This window comes from Microbispora sp. NPDC046933 (genome assembly GCF_040644635.1).
Lineage (GTDB): Bacteria > Actinomycetota > Actinomycetes > Streptosporangiales > Streptosporangiaceae > Microbispora.
In genome coordinates this window covers 114,236-134,008 of record NZ_JBEYWW010000002.1, presented here as the reverse complement: position 1 = coordinate 134,008, position 19,773 = coordinate 114,236, and the positions used below count along the sequence as shown (strand labels likewise).

Annotated in this window: 15 protein-coding genes and 1 pseudogene; 8 read left to right on the top strand and 8 right to left on the bottom strand. The window is 71.3% G+C overall.

The features are described 5' to 3' along the window. Positions 1-275 precede the first annotated feature (275 nt). The 6 genes and pseudogenes from purD to ABZ857_RS03010 form a co-directional block, all read left to right on the top strand. Positions 276-1,517 (top strand): phosphoribosylamine--glycine ligase, encoded by a 1,242-nt coding sequence (gene purD / locus ABZ857_RS03035; RefSeq protein ID WP_357036569.1) that lies wholly within the window; start codon positions 276-278, stop codon positions 1,515-1,517. A gap of 297 nt (positions 1,518-1,814) precedes the next feature. Beyond that, a complete protein-coding gene (locus ABZ857_RS03030; protein ID WP_079314598.1) occupies positions 1,815-2,663 on the top strand; it encodes a phosphoribosylaminoimidazolesuccinocarboxamide synthase in 849 nt (282 codons plus the stop codon). A gap of 175 nt (positions 2,664-2,838) precedes the next feature. Next, the gene (murA, locus tag ABZ857_RS03025; RefSeq protein WP_357036566.1) at positions 2,839-4,116 is read left to right on the top strand and encodes a UDP-N-acetylglucosamine 1-carboxyvinyltransferase; all 1,278 of its coding nucleotides are present in this window, start codon (positions 2,839-2,841) and stop codon (positions 4,114-4,116) included. Between the two features lie 277 nt (positions 4,117-4,393). Further along, on the top strand, positions 4,394-5,623 hold the full coding sequence (locus ABZ857_RS03020; RefSeq protein ID WP_357037386.1) for a transcriptional regulator: 1,230 nt from the start codon (positions 4,394-4,396) through the stop codon (positions 5,621-5,623). 36 nt (positions 5,624-5,659) lie between these two features. After that, positions 5,660-6,622 carry an EamA family transporter gene (locus ABZ857_RS03015; protein WP_357036563.1) on the top strand — a complete coding sequence of 321 codons (963 nt, stop codon included), beginning with the start codon at positions 5,660-5,662 and terminating at the stop codon, positions 6,620-6,622. Positions 6,623-6,874: 252 nt separating this feature from the next. Continuing rightward, positions 6,875-7,276 (top strand): annotated as a pseudogene (locus tag ABZ857_RS03010) (Clp protease N-terminal domain-containing protein); the annotation flags it as partial. A gap of 41 nt (positions 7,277-7,317) precedes the next feature. On the opposite strand, the gene hisC reads toward ABZ857_RS03010, so the two are convergent. Continuing rightward, positions 7,318-8,388 carry a histidinol-phosphate transaminase gene (gene hisC, locus ABZ857_RS03005; RefSeq protein WP_357036560.1) on the bottom strand — a complete coding sequence of 357 codons (1,071 nt, stop codon included), beginning with the start codon at positions 8,386-8,388 and terminating at the stop codon, positions 7,318-7,320. A 69-nt stretch (positions 8,389-8,457) separates the two neighbouring features. Then, on the bottom strand, positions 8,458-8,934 hold the full coding sequence (locus ABZ857_RS03000) for a hypothetical protein (RefSeq protein WP_357036557.1): 477 nt from the start codon (positions 8,932-8,934) through the stop codon (positions 8,458-8,460). 137 nt (positions 8,935-9,071) lie between these two features. Here ABZ857_RS03000 and ABZ857_RS02995 point away from each other — a divergent pair, with 137 nt between their 5' ends. Beyond that, the gene (locus ABZ857_RS02995; protein ID WP_357036554.1) at positions 9,072-11,282 is read left to right on the top strand and encodes a glycoside hydrolase family 6 protein; all 2,211 of its coding nucleotides are present in this window, start codon (positions 9,072-9,074) and stop codon (positions 11,280-11,282) included. A 36-nt stretch (positions 11,283-11,318) separates the two neighbouring features. Next, positions 11,319-12,107, top strand: coding sequence for a polysaccharide deacetylase family protein (locus ABZ857_RS02990; protein WP_357036551.1), 789 nt, complete (start codon positions 11,319-11,321; stop codon positions 12,105-12,107). Here the strand turns inward: ABZ857_RS02990 and ABZ857_RS02985 are convergent. The 6 genes from ABZ857_RS02985 to ABZ857_RS02960 form a co-directional block, all read right to left on the bottom strand. Then, positions 12,086-13,321 carry an acyltransferase gene (locus ABZ857_RS02985; protein ID WP_357036548.1) on the bottom strand — a complete coding sequence of 412 codons (1,236 nt, stop codon included), beginning with the start codon at positions 13,319-13,321 and terminating at the stop codon, positions 12,086-12,088. The genes ABZ857_RS02990 and ABZ857_RS02985 overlap by 22 nt on opposite strands. Positions 13,322-13,573: 252 nt before the next feature. Beyond that, complete coding sequence (locus ABZ857_RS02980; RefSeq protein WP_357036544.1) at positions 13,574-14,230, bottom strand: NUDIX domain-containing protein; 657 nt, start codon at positions 14,228-14,230, stop codon at positions 13,574-13,576. 184 nt (positions 14,231-14,414) lie between these two features. Next, positions 14,415-15,002, bottom strand: coding sequence for a hypothetical protein (locus ABZ857_RS02975; protein ID WP_357036541.1), 588 nt, complete (start codon positions 15,000-15,002; stop codon positions 14,415-14,417). Between the two features lie 432 nt (positions 15,003-15,434). Beyond that, positions 15,435-17,261: a DUF4434 domain-containing protein gene (locus tag ABZ857_RS02970; RefSeq protein WP_357036538.1), complete on the bottom strand. Its 1,827-nt coding sequence runs from the start codon at positions 17,259-17,261 to the stop codon at positions 15,435-15,437. A gap of 113 nt (positions 17,262-17,374) precedes the next feature. Then, a complete protein-coding gene (locus ABZ857_RS02965) occupies positions 17,375-18,463 on the bottom strand; it encodes a glycosyltransferase (RefSeq protein WP_357036535.1) in 1,089 nt (362 codons plus the stop codon). 14 nt (positions 18,464-18,477) lie between these two features. Then, positions 18,478-19,740 (bottom strand): nucleotide sugar dehydrogenase, encoded by a 1,263-nt coding sequence (locus ABZ857_RS02960; protein WP_357036532.1) that lies wholly within the window; start codon positions 19,738-19,740, stop codon positions 18,478-18,480. Positions 19,741-19,773: the final 33 nt, after the last annotated feature.

The following is a 19,773-nucleotide window of genomic DNA, read 5'->3' as shown; positions in this document are numbered from 1 at the left end:
CAAGTGCCACCGATCATGCACTTCTTGCCAAAAACAGCCCGAACAAACTAGCCATCCGTGTGTATCCCACCCGAAACGGGCAGGTCAGCATGCTTGGCGTCGTCAGCCGGCGGAAGACGCCCCGGCGTACGGATAGGGACTCCTCATCCCGCCGGAGTACGCCTCGACCATGCCGTCGACGTGCTCGGGCGGTTCGGCCATGAAGGGACGCCTTCACCCGGGCGCTCGCCCCCGCCCGAGAACGGGAGGCCGCCGACCACTGCGACAATGGTCGGGTGCGCGTACTTGTCATCGGTTCCGGGGGTCGCGAGCACGCTCTGTGCCGGGCCCTGCGGCTCGACCCCGCCGTCGAAGAAGTCCACTGCGCCCCCGGCAACGCCGGCATCGCGGAAGTGGCCACCCTGCACCAGGTCACGCCGACCGACGGCGCGGCGGTGACGGCGCTCGCCGAGCGACTGGGCGCCGGCCTCGTCGTGATCGGCCCCGAGGCGCCGCTGGTCGCCGGCGTCGCCGACGCCGTCAGGGCCGCCGGGATCCCCTGCTTCGGCCCGTCGGCGGAGGCGGCGCGGATCGAGGGGTCCAAGGCCTTCGCGAAGGACGTGATGACCGCCGCCGGGGTGCCGACCGCGCGCGCGTACACCTGCACCACGGAGGAGGAGGCCGCGGCGGCGCTCGACGCGTTCGGCGCGCCGTACGTCGTGAAGGACGACGGCCTGGCCGCGGGCAAGGGCGTGGTGGTGACCGACAGCCGCGAGGAGGCCCTGGAGCACGCCAGGGCGTGCGAGCGGGTCGTCATCGAGGAGTACCTCGACGGCCCCGAGGTGTCGCTGTTCGCGCTGTGCGACGGGACGAGCGCGGTGGCGCTGCAGCCGGCCCAGGACTTCAAGCGGGCCTACGACGGCGACAAGGGCCCCAACACCGGCGGCATGGGGGCCTACACCCCGCTGCCCTGGGCGCCCGAGGACCTGTCCGAGCGGGTGATGGCCGAGATCGTGCGCCCGACCGTGGCCGAGATGGCGCGGCGCGGCATGCCGTACACGGGAGTGCTGTACGCCGGGCTGGCGCTGACCTCGGCCGGCCCCCGGGTGATCGAGTTCAACGCGCGGTTCGGCGACCCGGAGACCCAGGTCGTGCTCGACCGGCTGGAGACCCCGCTCGGCGGGCTGCTGCTCGCGTGCGCGACCGGCACGCTCGCCGGGCACCCGCCGCTGCGCTGGCGCGACGGGGCCGCCGTGACCGTGGTGCTCGCCGCCGAGAACTACCCGGCCGACCCGGTCAAGGGCGACCCGATCGCGGGGCTTCCGGTGACGGCCGAGGGCGCGTACGTGCTGCACGCGGGCACGGTTCTCGACGGGGACAACCGGCTCGTGTCGAGCGGCGGGCGGGTGCTCAACGTGGTCGGCACGGGCGCGGACGTCGCGCAGGCGCGGGCGCGTGCCTACGAGGCGCTGGAGCAGATCACGCTGCGCGGCTCCCACCACCGCTCCGACATCGCCCTGGCCGCCGCCTCCTCCTGACGCCTGACGATCGGTGATGTCCGCGTAACGATCGGTACACGACTCGTACGCGGACATACCATCTGATCAGCGGAGGGAGGTCGCCTGGCCACGGTCGCCAGGCCCCGGGTCGAGCAGGTCCATCTCCGGCCTGCAGGACGGTGAGGCGGAACGCGCGTGGCGGCGCCCGGTGGTCCTCCGTACGGCGGGAGTGCCCCGTTCCCCCGTCGTTCCCCCGTTCGTGGCCGATCACATCCACCCGCGGCTGCGCACTCTCCCCCTGCTCAAGTCGCGGTGAAGAGCTGGGAAGATGGAACGGTGAAGCACCTGCACTCCGGCAAGGTACGCGACCTCTACGAGACGCCCGACGGGCTGCTGCTGATGGTCGCGTCCGACCGCATCTCAGCCTTCGACTACGTGCTCGAACCCGGCATCCCCGACAAGGGGGAGATCCTCACCCGGCTGTCGCTGTGGTGGTTCGAGCAGCTCAAGGACGTCGTCCCCAACCACGTGGTCTCGACCGACGTCCCGGCGGAGTTCGCCGGCCGTGGAGTGCTGTGCCGCAGGCTGCGGATGGTGCCGGTGGAGTGCGTGGCCCGCGGCTACCTCACCGGCTCGGGGCTCGTGGACTACCGCAGGGAGGGCGTCGTCTCCGGCGTACGGCTCCCGGAGGGGCTCACCGACGGGTCCCGGCTGCCCGAGCCGATCTTCACGCCGTCGTCCAAGGCCCCGATGGGCGAGCACGACGAGCCCATGACGTACGAGGAGGTCGCGGCGGAGGTGGGCGAGGACGTGGCCGAGCGGCTGCGCCGGATCACCCTCGACGTCTACAGCCGTGGCGCCGAGATCGCTTTGGAACGTGGCATCATCCTGGCCGACACGAAGATCGAGCTGGGCTGGGACGCCGACGGCGTGCTGACGCTGGGCGACGAGGTGCTGACGCCCGACTCCTCCCGCTTCTGGCCGCTGGACCAGTGGGAGCCGGGCCGCTCCCAGCCGTCGTTCGACAAGCAGTTCGTCAGGGACTGGCTGCTGTCCCCCGAGTCGGGCTGGGACAGGTCGTCGGGCGAGGCTCCCCCGCCGCTGCCCGACGAGATCGTCGAGCGCACCCGCAGCCGCTACGTCGAGGCGTACGAGCGGCTCACCGGAGAGCGCTTCCGCGGCTGAATCACACAGGTCACGCAAGTAGTCTCAAGTGACCTGTTCCCCCATGCGTTCTGGGGGTAGTTCCTCCCCGAAACTCCCGGGACAGCGGCTACTCTAGGCCGATCGTCCTCGCCGACGACTCGGCTGCCGGCTGACGGGAGTCCCCCACCCTTCCCCCGAAATAGGAGTCGAATTCATGGTCCGTTACCGCGTGCGCGGTGGCAACGTACTGCGTGGAACCGCCTTCATCCAGGGCGCGAAGAACGCCGTACTGCCCATGATCGGGGCGGCGTTGCTCGCGGCCGAGGGCCGCACGGTGCTCCGCAACGTGCCCGTCATCGAGGACGTGCGCCGGGCGGTCGAGCTCGCCCAGGCCGTGGGCGCGAAGGTGGAGTTCCACGAGAGCGAGCGGACGCTCGTCATCGACGCCTCCCAGCTGACCAGCCCGGTCCTGCCCGCGGAGATCGCCCGCCGGTTCCGGGGATCGGTGCTGTTCGTCCCCGCGCTGCTCCACCGCCTCGGCGAGGCGATCATCGAGGGCATCGGCGGGTGCAACCTCGGCAGCCGCAACCTCGACTTCCACTACCTGGGCTACAAGCGCCTGGGCGCGATGGTGGACGAGGGCGAGGCCGTCATCCACATCAAGGCCGGCGGCCTGATCGGCGCCCCCCTGTACCTCGACACCCCGTCGCACACCGGCACCGAGAACCTGATCATGGCCGCCTCGCTGGCGCGGGGCACGACCGTCATCGAGAACGCGGCCCTCGAACCCGAGGTGCTCGACGTCATCACGATGCTGACCAGGATGGGCGCGCGCATCCGCGGCGGCGGCACGGGCTTCATCACGGTCGAGGGCGTGGACGAGCTGACCGCGGTCGAGCACACGGTCATGCCCGACCGGCTCGACGCGGGCGTGTTCGCGATGGCCGCGGCGATCACCGGAGGCGAGGTGAGCCTGGTCGGCGCCTCCCTCGAGCACCTCGGCGTGGTCCGGTGGAAGCTGGAGCAGATGGGCGTCGAGTTCGAGAACCACGGCGCGGTGCTCCAGGTCCGTCGCAACCGCCCGCTGCGCCCGATCAACGTCATCACCGACACCTACCCCGGCTTCGCGACCGACCTGCAGTCGCCGCTGATGACCGTGGCCTGCCTCGCGGACGGCTCCAGCTACATCCACGAGCGCATCTTCGACGGCCGCTTCGCGCTCGCGGGCGAGCTGAACAAGATGGGGGCCAACGTCGAGGTCGAGGGCAGCCGGGCGGTCGTGCACGGCCCGACGCCGCTGCGCGGCACCGAGGTGACGGCGCACGACCTTCGGTCGGGAATCGCGCTCGTGCTCGCCGGTCTCGCGGCGGAGGGCGAGACCACGATCGGGTCCGGATATCTCATCGACCGCGGTCACGCCGCGCTCGCACAGCGTATGCAGGCACTCGGCGCAGATGTGGTGCGTGAAATTTCCACTTCGGACGAGGGCTGAGTCCGGAAACCTTTACTAATGCCCTGACCAGCGGGGACCTTCCGATTTACGGAAGCGCCGAGACCACCCAGAATGGTATTCCGGCAAATCTGGGCGTGACATTACGGCCTTAACCAGCGATCGTTCCAAAGAGAAGCCACAACAACGAGGGCGACGTGGGATGGGACGAACATTGGTCGAGCGCACGGAAGACACTCCGCGCGGGTCACGTCTGGGCACGGTGACACCCGACCTCACCATCGGCGTGGTGGGGTCGCATGATCTGGTCGAGCGGGTGATGCTCATGGGGCACTCGGCTGCCCCGGTGCCCTGCCGGCTGGTCGCCGCCGCGTACCGGGACGAGCAGGAGGCGGCGGACAAGGTGACACGGCTCGGGCCGGGTGTGGACGCGTGCCTGTTCGCGAGTCCGGTGCCCTTCGAGCTCGCCAGGCGGGCCGGAGTGCTGACGATGCCCGCCACGCACGTGCAGCTCGGCGGAGCCGCGCTCGTGGCGGCGATCGCGCGGGCCGCGCTGGACGAGCGGATCGATCCGCGCCGGGTGAGCGTCGACGTGCTCGGCCGGCCGGACATCGACGAGGCGTACGCGGACCTCAACCTCTCCTCAGGGGAGGTGCACAGCCGTGACGAGCCGGGCCCGGTCGGCACGATCACGGCCTTTCACGAGCGGCTGTTCCGCCAGGGGGCCACCACGGGCGCGCTGACGTGCGTCCAGGGCGTGGCCGACCGGCTGACCTCCGCCGGGGTGCCGGTGGTGCCGATCCGGCCGACCTCCGCGGCCGTCCGTACGGCGCTGCACACGGCCGCGCTGCTCGGGGCGCGGCACCGGCTGGAGGAGTCGCAGCTCACGGTCGTGCTGGTCGAGGTGCCGACGCTGCGCGAGCCGGTACGGCGGGCCGCGCCGCGCTACTGGCGCGACGAGTTGCGCCTGTCGCTGCACCGCCTGCTGGTGCAGGAGGCCAACCGGATCAACGCGAGCGTGTGGCCGATCGACGACCACAGCTACCTCGTGGTGGCCACGAAGGGCTCGATCGCGACGGCCACGGACGGGTTCCGGGTGCTGCCGTTCGCCGCGAGGATCCGCGAGGAGCTTGGCCTGGCCGTCGAGGTGGGTGTGGGGATGGGGCGCACCACGCACGAGGCCGAGACGCACGCGAGAGGCGCGCTCGCCCGTACTCAGGGCGGCAAGCAGCCGCAGGGCTTCGCGGTGGACCGGGAGGGCCGCGCACTGGTGCCGCCGCCCAGGATGCCGCCCCAGCCGGGCGGGCCGGTCAAGCCCAAGGGGGTCGAGGTGCTGGCGCGCCTGGCCGCCAAGCTGGAGGGCGGGGACACGGTCGTGGACGCGGAGGGCGCCGGGCGCATGCTCGGGGTGACCCCGCGTACGGCCAGGCGGTTGCTGCGCACGCTGGTTGACGAGGGACTCGCGTGGCCGCTTCCGCCGAACCGCACCCCCCAGCCGGGCCGCCCGCGACAGCTCTACCGGCTGATCGTGGAGAAGTTGAACCGGTAATCACCGTCGGAAAGCGACGGTCTATCGTCATGACCTATGGAACGAAACGGTCATGACGTGCGGGTGTGGCTGGCGCTGGCGGCCGTGTACGTGGTGTGGGGCTCGACGTACCTCGGCATCGCGATCGCCATCCAGACCCTTCCGCCGATGATGAGCGGTGGGCTCCGTTTCGTCGCGGCGGCGCTGGTCCTCGGCACGGTCCTGCTCGTCAGGGCCGTGCCCCTCCGCATGCGATGGAGGGAGTTCGGCGGCGCCGCGCTGGTCGGGCTCCTGCTCCTCGCCGGGGGCAACGGCATGGTCGCCGTGGCCGAGCAGCACATCTCCAGCGGCCTCGCCGCGCTGCTCGTCGCCTCGACCCCGCTGTGGCTGATCGTGCTCAGGACGGTCTTCAGGGACCGGCCGCACGTGCTGACGCTGACCGGCGTGCTCGTCGGCTTCGCCGGGGTCGCCTTCCTCTCGCTCCGGGGCGGCGGCGCGTCCGGCAGCGGGGCAGGCATCGCCGTGGTGCTGCTGGGCTCGCTGTCGTGGTCGGTGGGATCGTTCGTCTCCCCGCGGATCCCGATGCCGGCCAACCCGTTCGTGGCCAGCACGGTCGAGATGGCGGTGGGCGGCACCGCGCTGCTGGTCATGGGCCTCGCGCGGGGCGAGCGGCTGCACCTCGGCGCGGTGAGCTGGCAGTCGTGGACGGCCCTGGCCTACCTGGTGCTGGTGGGCTCCCTGGTGGGCTTCACCTCGTACATCTGGCTGCTCGGCCACGCGCCGATCTCGCTCGTGTCCACCTACGCGTACGTGAACCCGGTGGTGGCGGTGATCCTCGGGATGGTGGTCCTGTCGGAACCGGTCACCGCGGCCATGCTCGTGGCGGGAGCCCTGATCGTCGTGGGGGTCGCGCTGGTGGTCTCCACCGAGCGCCGCAAGCGGGCCGCGCCACCGGCGGTGGAGGAAACTCCCGCGGATCACGGACGCGTCCCCGCGCCCCAGCCGACCTCCGAGTCGTGAAACCGAGCCGGCTCGATGAAACGCGAGAGCGAGACCGGTAATTCGAGGCCGTGACCGAATCAGCCGCTCGATTTCGCTGCGATATGCCGATTATCCCGCGATATTCGCACGGGGAAATCGCGAGAAGACGGCTGGGCCGGCGCGCCTCGCGGAGGCCGGAGCGGTCAACTCGGTGGTCTACTACCGTCGGCCACACCCCAGTCACGACAGCGGAAACCACATAGAGTCCATCAGATTGCGAGGAGCGACGGGATGTTCGAGAAGTTCACCAACCGAGCGCGACGTGTCGTCGTCCTGTCCCAGGACGAGGCCAGGATGCTCAGTCACGACTCCATCGGCACCGAGCACATCCTCCTCGGCTTGATCCGTGAAGGTGAGGGCGTGGCCGCCCAGGTTCTCACGAGCCTGGGCCTGAGCCTTGAGGGTGTGCGCCTGCAGGTCAAGGAGGTCGTCGGCCAAGGCCGGGCCGCCACACCGGGGCACCTTCCGTTCACCGCGGCGGCCACCGGCGTCTTCCAGTCGTCGAACCAGGAGTCCTTGCAGCGCGGCCTTGACTACATCGGCACCGAGCACATCCTGCTCGGGCTCATCCGCGATGGCGAGAGCGTGGCGGCCCAGGTCCTGGTCAAGCTCGGAGCCGACCTCGACCACGTGGGGCGGGCCACAAACACGCTCGTCCAGCAGTACCTGGCCCGCTAGTCGGTGACGAGCTGCCGGAACGCCTCGGCGGCGGCGAGGAAGACGTCGTTGGCCTCGCGGTCGCCGATCGAGACCCGGGCCCCCTCCCCGTCGAACGGGCGCACGGCGACGCCCACGGCCGCGCACTTCCCGGCGAACTCCATCGTGCGCTCGCCGAGGCGCAGCCAGACGAAGTTGGCCTCGGTGGGCGGGACGGTCCAGCCCTGCGACAGCAGCGCCTCCCTGACGCGGCTGCGCTCCTTGATCACGGTCTCGACCCGCTCCTGCAGCTCGTCCTCGGCCCGCAGGGAGGCGATCGCGGCGGCCTGGGCGAGGTGGTTGACCGCGAAGGGCAGCAGCGTCTTGCGGACCGCGGCGGCCACCGGCTCGTGCCCGATCAGGTAGCCGACCCGCAGCCCCGCCAGGCCGTACGCCTTGGAGAACGTGCGCAGGACGGCGACGTTGGGGCGCTCGCGGTAGAGCGTGAGGCCGTCCGGCACGTCCTCGTCCCTGACGTACTCCCGGTAGGCCTCGTCGAGGACGACGGTGACGTTCTCGGGCACGCGGTCGAGGAACCGCGTGAGCTCGCCGGCCCGGTTCACCGTGCCGGTCGGATTGTTGGGGTTGCACACGAAGACCAGGCGCGTCTCCGGGGTGATGGCCTCGGCCATGGCGTCGAGGTCGTGCGTCTCGTCGCGCAGCGGCACCTCGACCGCGTTGGCGCCCGAGAGGCCGACCAGCAGCGGGTAGGCCTCGAACGAGCGCCAGGCGTACACCACGTCGGCACCCGGCTCGCCGACCGCCTCCAGGATCTGCTGCGCGACCGCGACCGATCCCGCGCCCAGCGCGACGTGGTCGTACGGCACGCCGAACCGCTCGGCGAGCGTCTCGGTGAGCCGCACCGCACCGGGATCGGGATAGCGGTGGACCTCCGTGGCCGCCCGCGCGATCGCCTCCACCACCGACGGCAGGGGTCCGAAGGGGCTCTCGTTGGAGGACAGCTTGTACGAGCGGCCGTCCGGGGAGACCACGGCCTTGCCGGGCTTGTAGGCCGGCATGGTGTCGAGGATCGAGCGGAATCGAGGCATGTCCTAACGATAGGAGATCCGCCTGCTCCGGCGGCACCCCGCACACCCCCTGTGGACGACTCGCCGGCCCTACTTGTAGTAGGCGTAGAGCGTCTTCCAGGCGCCGGCGTACTGGCAGTTGAGGGACGGCTTGGCGGCCTTGGCCTCGGAGCAGACCTTGAGCTCGACCTCGCCGACGTTCTTGACGGTGAAGGCGAAGGTCTTCTTCGCGCCGTACGAGCAGGTGCGGTAGTTGCGGTACGCCAGGTGCGGCTTGTTGGCGGCGTCGAAGTAGCTGACGCGGAACAGGGCCCAGCCGCAGGTGGACGCGCTGCGGGTCAGGCTGGTGACGCTGCCGGAGACCTTGACGTACGGCGCCGGCGAACTCTTGTCGCCCTTGGCCGCGGCGGTCAGCGAGCCGCTCGTCTTGGCCGTCGACCCGGCCGCGTAGTAGGGACCCCAGGGCTTGGGGGCGGCGGCCTGGGCGGCCGTGGCGGTGGCGAGCGGGGCGAGGGCCAGGATGCCGGCCGCGAGCGTGATGCCTGCCAGGGAGCGGGTGAGGGTCATGACTGGGGTCCTTTCCTCGTTGTTGTGGACAGCTTGTCCCGGTGCGCTTTCAAGCCCCTTGACGCTCGCTGTACCGCGCCTGGTCGGCAGGGGACCGCATGGTTAGGATCACGCGGTAACCGGCGATCGGGGAGAGCATGACGAGCGGCTCGCAGGGCGAGGGACCGCGGGACGACGATCCCCGGCGAATCGGACCGTTCCACATCCTCGGCAGGCTCGGCCAGGGCGGCATGGGCACGGTCTATCTCGGCCGGGACGACGAGGACCGCGAGGCGGCGGTCAAGGTGATCCACCCGCAGTGGGCGGCCGACCCCGACTTCCGGCGCCGGTTCCAGCGCGAGGTCGCCGCCGCGCAGCGGGTCGCCCGCTTCTGCACCGCCGCCGTCCTCGGCGCGGGGCTGGACGGCGACGTCGCCTACCTCGCCACCGAGTACGTCCCGGGGCCCACCCTGCAGGAGGTCGTGCGGGAGCGCGGGCCGCTGTCGGGGTCGAGCCTGGAGGCGGTGGCGGTGAACGTGGCCGTGGCGCTGCAGGCCATCCACAGCGCGGGGGTGATCCACCGCGACCTCAAGCCGTCGAACGTGCTGCTGTCGCCGGTCGGTCCCAAGGTCATCGACTTCGGCATCGCCCAGGTCACCGACACCACCGCGGACATCAGCGGCATCGTCGCGGGAACGCCGTCCTTCATGTCGCCGGAGCAGGCGAAGGGCGACCGGCTGACCCCGGCGTCCGACATCTTCGCCTGGGGCGCCCTGGTGGCGTACACCGCCTCGGGCCGGGCGCCGTTCAGCGGCGGGTCGATCCCGAGCATCCTCTACCGGGTGCTGCACGAGCCCCCGCACATCTCGGGCCTCGACCCCCGGCTGCGGTCGATCGTCGACCTGGCGCTGGCGAAGGACCCGGCCCGGCGCCCCACCGCCCAGCGGCTGGTCGAGATGCTGACCGGCCAGGAGCCGATCGAGCCCGCGCCGGAGGCCGCGTGGCGGGGCACGGTGCCCGTGGTCTCGCCGTCCGACGGGACACAGACCGGCGCCGGGACACAGACCGGCGACGGGACGTCCGGCGCGGCCACCGGAACGGGGCGAAGGTCCGGATTGCGAAGGTCGGGATTGCGTCTGGGGATCGCGGCCGCCGCCGCGGCCGTCGTGGTCACGGCCGGGGTCGTCGCCGCCGTGCAGTCGGCGTCCTCGGACGGACGGCAGGCGTCGGACGGACGGCAGGCGTCGGACGGACGGCAGGCATCGGGTAGAGGGCAGGCGTCGGGTGGAGGGCGGACCACGCCGCCGGCGCGCGCCACCGCGAGCGCCTCGGGCGGCAACCCGCTGCGCGGGCAGGCCGTACGGCTCTACGCGAGCCCGACCGGTGACGAGGCGCACCAGGCGGACGTCTGGCAGGCGGCGGGGCGGGCCGAGGACGCCGCGACGATGCGGAAGCTGGCCGCGGTGCCCAGGGCCGTGTGGCTCGGGCGGATGAGCGCGGGCGAGGCCGCCCGTACGGCGAGCGCCACGCTGGAGGCCGCGGCGCGACAGGACGCGGTTCCGGTCTTCGTCACCGACCACGTCCCACTGCGGGCGTGCAACGAGGACGGCGGCGCGGCGGACTCGGCGGAATACCTCTCCTGGATCGACGCGCTCGCGTCGGCCGTCGGCGACCGCCGGGCGGTGTTCGTGCTGGAGCCGAACAGCCTGGCGGAGTTGCCGGGCTCGCCGGACTGCTCGCTGGGTGACGCCGCCGACCAGCGCGCCAGGCTGCGCATGCTCGCCTCGGCGGTCGAGCGGCTCGGCGCGCTGCCGAACACCGCCGTCTATCTCGACGGCAGCCTGGAGGGCTGGCCGTCACTGGAGGTCACCGCGGCTCGGCTGGTCGATGCCGGGATCACCGGCGCGGACGGCTTCTACCTCAACGCCGCGGGATATCAGAAGACCGACCAGCTCGTCGCGTACGGCACCCGCCTCGCCGCCTGTGTGAAGACCAAGTCCTCGGGCCGGGACCGCGCCTGCGCCGACGCCGGCACGGACGCGGAGACGGCCGGGCTCCCCCACTTCGTGATCGACACGAGCAGGAACGGAAAGGGCGGCTGGAACCCGCCCGAGGGCAGGTACAAGGACCCCCAGTCCTGGTGCAACCCGCCGGGACGCGGCGCAGGCGTACGGCCGACCACCCGCACCGGCAGCGCGCTCGTGGACGCGTACCTGTGGGTGCGGCCGGCCGGCATGTCCGACGACCGGTGCACGCGGGGCGAGGGCGGGTCCGTCGACCCGGTGTACGGCGTCGTCCCGCCGTACGGCGGCGCGTGGTGGCCCGAGCTCGCCCTCCAGCGGGCGAAGGACGCCGTTCCGCCGCTCTGATGACCATCTCGCCGGGTTTCACTAAGATCCCGCGACATGTGGCGGAAAGTAAGAATCGTGATGGCCGGTGTCTGCGCAGCCGGCGTGTGCGTCGTCCCCACCGCGGCCGGACCCGCGACCGCCGCGACCGCCGAGGCGTCGGCCTTGACCACGAAGGCCGTGACCACGAAGGCCGCGACCCCGGCCGAGGTGAAGAAGAAGGACGAGCCGTACTGCGCCCGGTACAAGTGCATCGCCCTCACCTTCGACGACGGCCCGTGGCCCTACACTCCGGCCCTGCTCGACACGCTGAAGAAGCACAAGGCGAAGGCCACCTTCTTCCTGCTCGGCAGGAAGGTGGCCTACCGTCCCGAGCTCACCCGGCGGATCTACGAGGAGGGGCACGACATCGGCAACCACACCTGGACCCACCCCTCGCTCACCACGCTGTCGGACGGTGAGGTGCTCGAAGAGGTCTCGAGCACATCGGAGGTCATCTACCAGACGATCGGCAAGATGCCGGACTACATGCGCCCGCCGAACGGCGCGACCAACTCCAGGATCGCGGGTCTCATGGCCAATCTGGGACTGCCGCAGATCCTGTGGACGGGGTCCACGCTCGACTGGCAGGCCCGCGACACCAAGGTGATCGCCGAGCGCACGCTGAAGCTCGCCAAGCGCAACGGCGTGATCCTGCTGCACGACATCGTCCCCGAGACGGTCAAGGCCATGCCCGGCGTGCTCACCGCGCTGGAGAAGCAGCACTACAAGTTCGTCACGCTGACGACTCTGCTGCAGGGCCGCACACTGCGCCCCGGCGAGGTCTACCCGCCCCGGGGCAAATAGCCGGCCCCGGGCGTCGTCCCCGCGTACGGCGCCGGTGCCCCCGGCGGGAACACCGGCGGCGGGGAAACCGGCGGAGGCGTTGGGGACACGGGAGAGACCGCCGCCGTCTCCGCCGTCGCCGAGGGGACGCGGCCGGCGTCGGCCGTGAGCGAGCGGTCCAGGGCCGCGCGCATCCGGGGTTGCAGGGGCCGCTCGACCAGCCGGTGCACGCCGTACGCGACCAGGAGCGCGGCGGCCACGGCCAGCGGGAGCGTGACGCGGTTGCCCAGCGCCGGGTGGAGCCACTGGATGAGCAGGAACCCGACGTGGTGGTGGAAGAGGTAGAGCGGGTAGGTCAGCGTGCCGAGGAAGGTGAGCCACCGCCAGTCGAACCGGTCGAACGCGCCGACCGCCACCAGGATCATCACCAGAAAGATCAGCGAGATCACGGCCACCACGAGCGCCGAGCCAAGCGCCTGCCCGTATCTCCGGAGCGCCGGCGGTTCCTCGTTCAGCACCGCGTAGAGCCCGAGCACCCAGCCCACGCCCACGAACAGCCAGGGGAACAGCGACCCGCCGAAGCGGTGGACGAGATAGAGGGCCATCCCCGCGATGAAGTACGGCGCGCTGAACGGCACGAGCACCGCCTGCAGCAGGTCGGCGTTCACCCGGTCGGCGATCGCCAGCAGCAGCACCCACGCTCCCATGAACGCCAGGCACCGGCGGTAGGTGATCCCCACGGCCGCGAGGCAGGCGATGAGGGCGTAGAAGACCAGTTCCTGCCACAGCGTCCAGTAGACGATCTCCAGGTCGCGTACGCGGAAGCCGTGCTGGAGCATCGTCATGTTGGCCAGCAGTTCGGTGAGGCTCGGCCGGTGGTCGGTGATCAGTCCTCCGACGGCCAGGCCGCCCAGGACGAGCACGCTCGCCCAGTACGCCGGGAACAGCCGGGCGATCCGCGACGCCGCGAAGTGCCCGGGCGTGCGGCCCCAGGCGCTCATCAGGATCACGAATCCGCTGATCAGAAAGAACAGGCGCACGCCGTACACGCCGAACATGGTCACCGCGCTCAGCGCGGGGAAGGCGTTGGGCGTGCCCCAGGCGCGTGTCTCGCCGAAGTGGAAAAGGACGACGCCGAGGGCCGCGCAGAACCGCAGCAGGTCGAGCACGCGCAGCCGGGACGGTCCGGGGGAAATGGCCGGCGCATCGGTGATGCGGGGGGCCGCAGCCAGCATAGGCCGGAATATATCCTGAAAGATCGCTGTGAGTCGGACCATTCGTCAACGGCTGTCCTGTCTCCCCGTCCGGATGCGCGGGGAAACCCGAGGACGGTCACGGGCAGAAGCGGCGCCTGGTCACCGCCTGCGAGGAGCGTCTTCCTGCCAAGTCGACCAGCGGAGCGGACTTCGCGAGGACCGGAGCTTCCAGGCGGCGCAGTCCCGCGAACCCGCCCACCAAGCACGTCCACCACCCGGCCAGGCGGCCGGTCAGGTGCGCAGCATGGGCGGGTGCAGCAGCACGGCGGGGCCCCGGCGGTAGAGCATGGCGGGACGGCCGCCGTCCCGGGTCGTGGTGCGCCCGGTGGGCACGAGGAAGCCCTCCGTCTTGGTGACCTTCCGGTGGAAGTTGCGCGGGTCGAGCGGACGCCCCCAGACGATCTCGTAGACGCGGCGCAGCTCCGCGACGGTGAACTCGGGCGGGCAGAAGGCGGCGCCGAGCGAGGTGTATTCGAGCTTGCCCCTGGCCCGCTCCACGCCGTCGAGCATGATCCTGCGGTGGTCGAAGGCCATCTGCGTCAGCTCGGCCACCGGCTGCCAGCTCATGTGGGCCTCGGTGGACGCGGGCAGGTCGGGGGCGAGGCCCAGGTAGGCCACGCTGACGACCCGCTGGCGCGGATCGCGGTCCGGATAGCCGTAGGTCTGGAGCTGCTCCAGGTGGACCGGCGCTCCGGGAAGGCCGGCCCGTTCGGCCAGCACGCGGGCCGCCGCGGCCGGCAGGTCCTCCTCCAGCTTGATGAAACCGCCGGAGAGCGCCCACCGGCCCTCGTACGGCGGCCGGTCGCGCCGCCAGACAAGGGCGCTGAGCTGCTGGGACCTGACGGTGAGCACGACGAGATCCACGCTGACGGGGATACGCGGGATCATGTCCAGCACGCTACAGGACGCGGGCCGCGGCTCGGGCCGTCCGGAGTCCGCGGACCCGGCCTCGCGCGGGAGCTTCATCACCGCTCCACATCCTTGTAACCGGAATACCGCGTCCCCGGATGCCGCCCGGCACAGCGCGGCCGATACAGCGCGGCCGGTGCCGGGCGCCACACCGCCGGAAACGTCAGAGCGCCTGCGTGGGCTTGACGTAGGTCACCCGGAGGTTCAGGTAGGCCGCCACGCCGACATCGTGGCCGCGTACGGCGAGCAGGTTGCAGCAGTCCAGGTAGGTAGCGGGCACGACGACGTCGATCGCCCCGCCGGCGCAGTTGCCGCCCTTGACGCTCTGCAGGAGGTGGCCGTTGAAGTAGACCTGCGCCTCGTTGTCCACCGTTCCCTGGATGCGCACCTCCTGCGCGTCGCGCGGCAGGTGCAGCCAGTGGCGCACCAGGATGTCGGTGTTGACCGCCCACGGGGTCTTGACGCTGGCCGGGTTGTTCCAGGAGCAGGTCCCGTTGGTGGTGCCGAAGCCCGCCTGTCCCGTCGGCCAGGCGCTGTCGTCGAATCCCCGCTCGGCGAAGTCCGGCACCTGGGTCGTGGAGGGCACCTGGCGGTAGGTCCAGCCCGTGCTGTTGTAGCCGAGCGCGGTGACGACGTTCGCGCGCCCGCTCGCGGCCGGGGCGGCGGTGGCCGCCGGGGCGGTCAGGGCCATCGCGGCCACCAGCGTGCCCGCCGCGAGACCTGCGGGCAGGAGGTGACGAAGTCGGTTCATGTGCGGTCTCCTTGTCGATCGTCGAATGCCCTGATACGGCGGGCACCTCGGAACCGGCGTGGACGGGCCGGCCGTTCGCGCCGCCTCTCCAGCGAGATCCGCTGGGCGGCGGCGCAGGGCAAAGGAGATCAGCGGGCGGGGCCGGCCGCGCGGACACCCCGCCGCGGCGTTGCCCGTTCCTTGCGCGGACATTGCCCGGCACAGACCGGACGCGGGAACAGGCACAGACCGGACGCGGCGAACAGACACCGAGCGGACGCGGGAAGCAGACACCGAGCGGACGCGGGAAGCAGACACCGAGCGGACGCGGGAAGCAGACACCGAGCGGACGCGGGAAGCAGACACCGAGCGGACGCGGCAACAGGCACCGAGCGGACGCGGGAAACGGACACAGCCGGGACCCGGGAACGGACCGGCTCGGTCAGGGGGCGGTCAGCCGGTGTTGTGGTAGTAGACCGGTTCGGCGGACTTCCTGCCGTCGGCGGAGGTGACCTCCACCCGAACCCAGACGCCGCCGGGGACGGTGGCCCAGTCCACGGGGATCCAGATCTTCTCCGTGCCCGCCGGCAACCCCTGGATCGGCGTGCTGTCGTACCAGCCGACCGTGGCCGAGTCGACGACGCGCGGCGTGTCCAGGCCCGGCCAGCTCAGCGTGACCTTGGCCGAGCCGAGGTTGTAGCCGCGGATCTCCAGGCCGTCCTGGATCTGCCGCGCGTGGCGCTGGGCCTCGATCGGGATCGGGCGGTCCCAGTCCGCCGCGATCTCCTGCGACAGTGACGGCGAGCCGCAGGTGAAGAAGTCGCTCCACATGTACGAGATGATCTTCGACACGTACGGCGCGGCGAGCGTCACCTGCGTGTCCAGCCTGGGCTTGTCGGTGCGCCCGCGGGTGCCCTGACGGCCGCAGGCCTCGGTCGAGGTGGACGGCTCGAACGCCTCCACGTTGGCCCACAGCTCCACCTGGACGCCCTCCTGGACCAGCTCCTGGCGGGCCAGCGACATCGCGCGGTAGTAGTCACGCGTGCCGCCGTAGTAGGCCGTGGCGTACGTGCTCTCGCCGACGACGGGCTTGAGGCTGTCGTCCACCGGCTTGTTCTTCCAGTTGGGCCAGAACAGGCCGACCTTGCCCGTGCCCCGGCCGTCCTGCGGCGCGATGATCTCCACCCCGGTGCGCGCGAGGGCCTTGAAGCCCTGGGCCACCTGGCTGGGCGTGGAGGTGTACTTCACCCGTCTGCGGCTGTCGATGTACGGGCTCACCAGGATCGGCTTGTCCGGCAGCTCCTGTTCGACGATCAGGTGCTGCTCGGCGTACACCTGGAGCGTCTGGACCTTGCTCGGGTCGGGCCAGTCCCGCAGCTGCAGCTCGAACGGCTGGTAGACGCCGCCCAGGGACTCGCGGCCCCTGAAGCGGTCGCCGTAGTCCTGCAGGATCCGCCGGGTCAGCGTGGTGAGCGTGCCGATGTGCCGGGGGTCGGCCCGGGTGGACTCCTCGGGGTCGCGCGGCGCGAGCGGCAGCGCGGGGAAGACCTTGATTCCGAACCGGTCGCCGAGGTCGAGCAGCTCGCTGAGGCTGTCCTTGACGCCCGCCGAGACGAGGATCAGGTGGTAGCCGCGCCCCTCGCGGGTGAAGTCGCAGGTGGGGTCGTCCGAGCCGTCCTCGGGCGCGAGGAGCCTGAAGAAGACGGCGTCCCCCACGACGATCTCGTGCTCCATCTGGGGGCAGCGGAGGATGCCGGGGCCGAACCGCTCGTCGGTGCGGTAGACGTACGTCCTCGTGATGCTGTTGCCCGCGTTGGCCGCCTGAAGCTCCTTCTCCGCCGCCTTCATGCAGGACAGCCCGTTCTCGACGCAGCGGGCGTACCTGGCGTCGGGCTTGGGTTCCTTCCCCTCGGGGGTCGACGCCTCCAGGACCCGGCCCGCGTCGTCGGTCTCGCGCGGCGACAGGCCGAAGCCGAGGCGCACGACCGTGTCCCCGCCGAGGCGGTGGATGGCCTCCAGCTGGCGCCGCCAGGTGCAGGGATCGGAGGTCGGGATCAGCCAGTAGCCGCTCACGGCGTACGGCGTGGTCGCCGCGGTCTTGAACGTCCCGCAGGGGTCGGTGAACTCGCTGTGCGTCGGCGACCCGATCACGGGGGTCGAGGGGGCGGTCTGCCCGGCGCTGGCGGTGCCGGAACCGGTGCTCCCGTCGCGGAGGACGATCACCACGGATGCGACACCGGCGAGAATCACCACGCCCAGGATCAGAGTGAGCCAGCGCACTTTCAGGACACTACCGCCCGTCGTTCAAATGATCTTGCCGCGGACAGCCTACCCGGATGTTCGCACTGCCAGGACGCCGTGACCAGCCGCCCAAAGCAGTGTTCACCGCGTATTCAGCTCTTGACGCCCGCCCACGCCTCTAACTGGGTGACGAACCGGCGCGCGGAGTTGGGCCAGTGGTGGTGTGCCCGCGCGGCGGCGTAGCCGCGTCCACCGGTTCCGATCCGTTCGAAGGGGTTGTCCCTGAGCTGCAGCACCGCCCGCGCCACCGCCTGGGGGTCCTGCCAGGGGACGACCAGGCCGCACTGGTAGCGCTCCACGAGCTCCACGGCCCGCGGCGAGGGGGTGGTGATGACCGGGATGCCGTGGGCCATGTACTCCACGATCTTCGTGGGCATCGAGTGGCGGTAGTTGGGCTCGTCGTGCAGCAGCGAGAGCCCGGCGAGCGCGCCGTCGAGCCGCTTGAGCGCCTCGTCGTTCGGCATGAAGTCGCGCCACTCCAGCACGCCCTGGGCGACGGCCTCGTTCAGCAGGGGGCGGCTCTGCGGGTCGGCGTAGCCGATGAGCTCCACGGCCACCCGGTGCGGCTGGAGCAGCCGGGCCACCTCGACGGCCTCCTGGACGCCCCGGGCCTCCGACAGCCAGCCGAGGTAGACGACGCGGTCGTCGCCGGGCTGGCTGACCCGGTCGGGCACCCATGTCTCGTTCGGCACCACGAGGTGCTGCTGCTTGAACCGGCCCGCGTACGCCGCCTCGGCCAGCAGCAGGTGCAGCCGGCGCTCGGCGGTGGTTTCGAGGAGCCGGGCGAGGAACCGCGTCGGCGGGCGCAGGAACGCCGGCAGCCACGGCTTGAGCGACAGCGTCGCGGGGGTGTCCTCGTGGACGTCCCAGACGACCGGCGGGCGACCGCGCACCCCGGCGACCGCGAACAGCAGCTCGGGGTCGTGGATGAGGGCCAGGTCGACCTTGCCGCGCATGCTCTTGAAAAGCCTGCGGGCCGCCCGCACCGCCGCCAGGCGACGCCGCTCGGCGGCCCTGGGCAGGTCCACACCCGTCACCCACGAACGCGGCACGACTCCCCGCGCGGTGTACGGCGCGGCGTACGTGACCTCATGACCGGCGTCGACGAGCGCCCGGATCTGCCGGTGCAGGATCCGGGCGTCCTCGGGGTGATGCACCACCGTCATGACGAGCACGTGCACGCGCGAAACCCTTCCTACAACCGCTCGACGCGTTCGCTCGTGGCCAGCACGCCGCGAGTGTCCAGGACGAGAGAGGCTCGCTCCTCCACGACGTCGAGGTCGAAGGCCGAGTGCTGCTGGAGCAGCACCACCACGTCGGCGGCGGCCACGGCCTCGGCCAGGTCCTCCTCGCGGGGGACCGCCCTGCCCTCGACCGACCACTCCTTCACGTACGGGTCGCAGAACGACAACTCGGCGCCCAGCTCCAGGAGCGCCTCGGCCACGGGGATGGCCGGCGTCTCCCGCTCGTCGGCGATGTCCGGCTTGTACGTCACGCCGAGGAGCAGCACGCGCGAGCCGTTCACGGGCTTGCGGGCCCGGTTGAGCAGCCGCTGCACGCGGGCCACCACGTACGACGGCATCCGCTCGTTGATCTCCTGGGCCAGCTCGACGAACCGGAAGGGATAGCCGAGCTTGCGCACCGTGTACGACAGGTACGAGGGGTCGACGGGGATGCAGTGCCCGCCGACGCCGGGGCCGGGAAGGAACTTCTGGAAGCCGAAGGGCTTGGTGGAGGCGGCCTCGATGGCCTCCCACAGGTTCACGCCGAGCTCGTCGCAGAAGATCGCCATCTCGTTGACGAGGGCGATGTTGACGTGCCGGTAGGTGTTCTCCAGCAGCTTGGCCATCTCCGCCTCGCGGGTGCCGCTGACCGGCACGACCCGCTCGACGAACTGGGAGTAGAAGGCGGCGGCCCGCTCCTTGCAGGCGGGGGTGTAACCGCCGACGACCTTGGGGGTGTTGCGCAGGCCGAACTTGGGGTTGCCCGGGTCGATCCGCTCCGGCGAGAACGCCAGGTGGAAGTCCTTGCCGGCCACCAGGCCGGACTGCTCCAGGATCGGCCGCGCCAGCTCGTCGGTGGTGCCGGGCCACGTGGTGGACTCCAGCACGACGAGCGTGCCCGGCTGAAGGTGCTCTGCGACGGACCTGGTGGCGCCCTCGACGGCCGACAGGTCCGGACGGTGGTCCTCGTCCAGCGGCGTCGGGACGCAGATGACGATCGTGCGCGACCTCGACAGCACGGACGCGTCCAGCGTGGCCGTGAAGCCGCCGGTGAGCATCGCGTCGAGGTCGGCGTCCGTCAGGTCGTCGATGTAGGAGCGGCCGGCGTTCAGGGCCTCGACCTTGCGGGGGTCGACGTCCAGACCAGCCACCCGCAGGCCCGCCGCCGTGGCCTCCTTGGCCAGCGGCATGCCCACGTATCCCAGCCCGATGATCGTGAGATCGAAGGCTGTCACGACGAGGCCTTGGGGGGATCCTGGGGGCGGAAA

Bases quoted from the DNA above. Each gene is read 5' to 3' on its own strand.
- murA (WP_357036566.1), top strand. From the start codon at position 2,839: ATGGTCCGTTACCGCGTGCGCGGTGGCAACGTACTGCGTGGAACCGCC.
- ABZ857_RS03020 (WP_357037386.1), top strand. From the start codon at position 4,394: ATGCTCATGGGGCACTCGGCTGCCCCGGTGCCCTGCCGGCTGGTCGCC.
- ABZ857_RS03015 (WP_357036563.1), top strand. From the start codon at position 5,660: ATGGAACGAAACGGTCATGACGTGCGGGTGTGGCTGGCGCTGGCGGCC.
- hisC (WP_357036560.1), bottom strand. From the start codon at position 8,388: ATGCCTCGATTCCGCTCGATCCTCGACACCATGCCGGCCTACAAGCCC.
- ABZ857_RS03000 (WP_357036557.1), bottom strand. From the start codon at position 8,934: ATGACCCTCACCCGCTCCCTGGCAGGCATCACGCTCGCGGCCGGCATC.
- ABZ857_RS02995 (WP_357036554.1), top strand. From the start codon at position 9,072: ATGACGAGCGGCTCGCAGGGCGAGGGACCGCGGGACGACGATCCCCGG.
- ABZ857_RS02990 (WP_357036551.1), top strand. From the start codon at position 11,319: ATGTGGCGGAAAGTAAGAATCGTGATGGCCGGTGTCTGCGCAGCCGGC.
- ABZ857_RS02985 (WP_357036548.1), bottom strand. From the start codon at position 13,321: ATGCTGGCTGCGGCCCCCCGCATCACCGATGCGCCGGCCATTTCCCCC.
- ABZ857_RS02980 (WP_357036544.1), bottom strand. From the start codon at position 14,230: ATGATCCCGCGTATCCCCGTCAGCGTGGATCTCGTCGTGCTCACCGTC.
- ABZ857_RS02975 (WP_357036541.1), bottom strand. From the start codon at position 15,002: ATGAACCGACTTCGTCACCTCCTGCCCGCAGGTCTCGCGGCGGGCACG.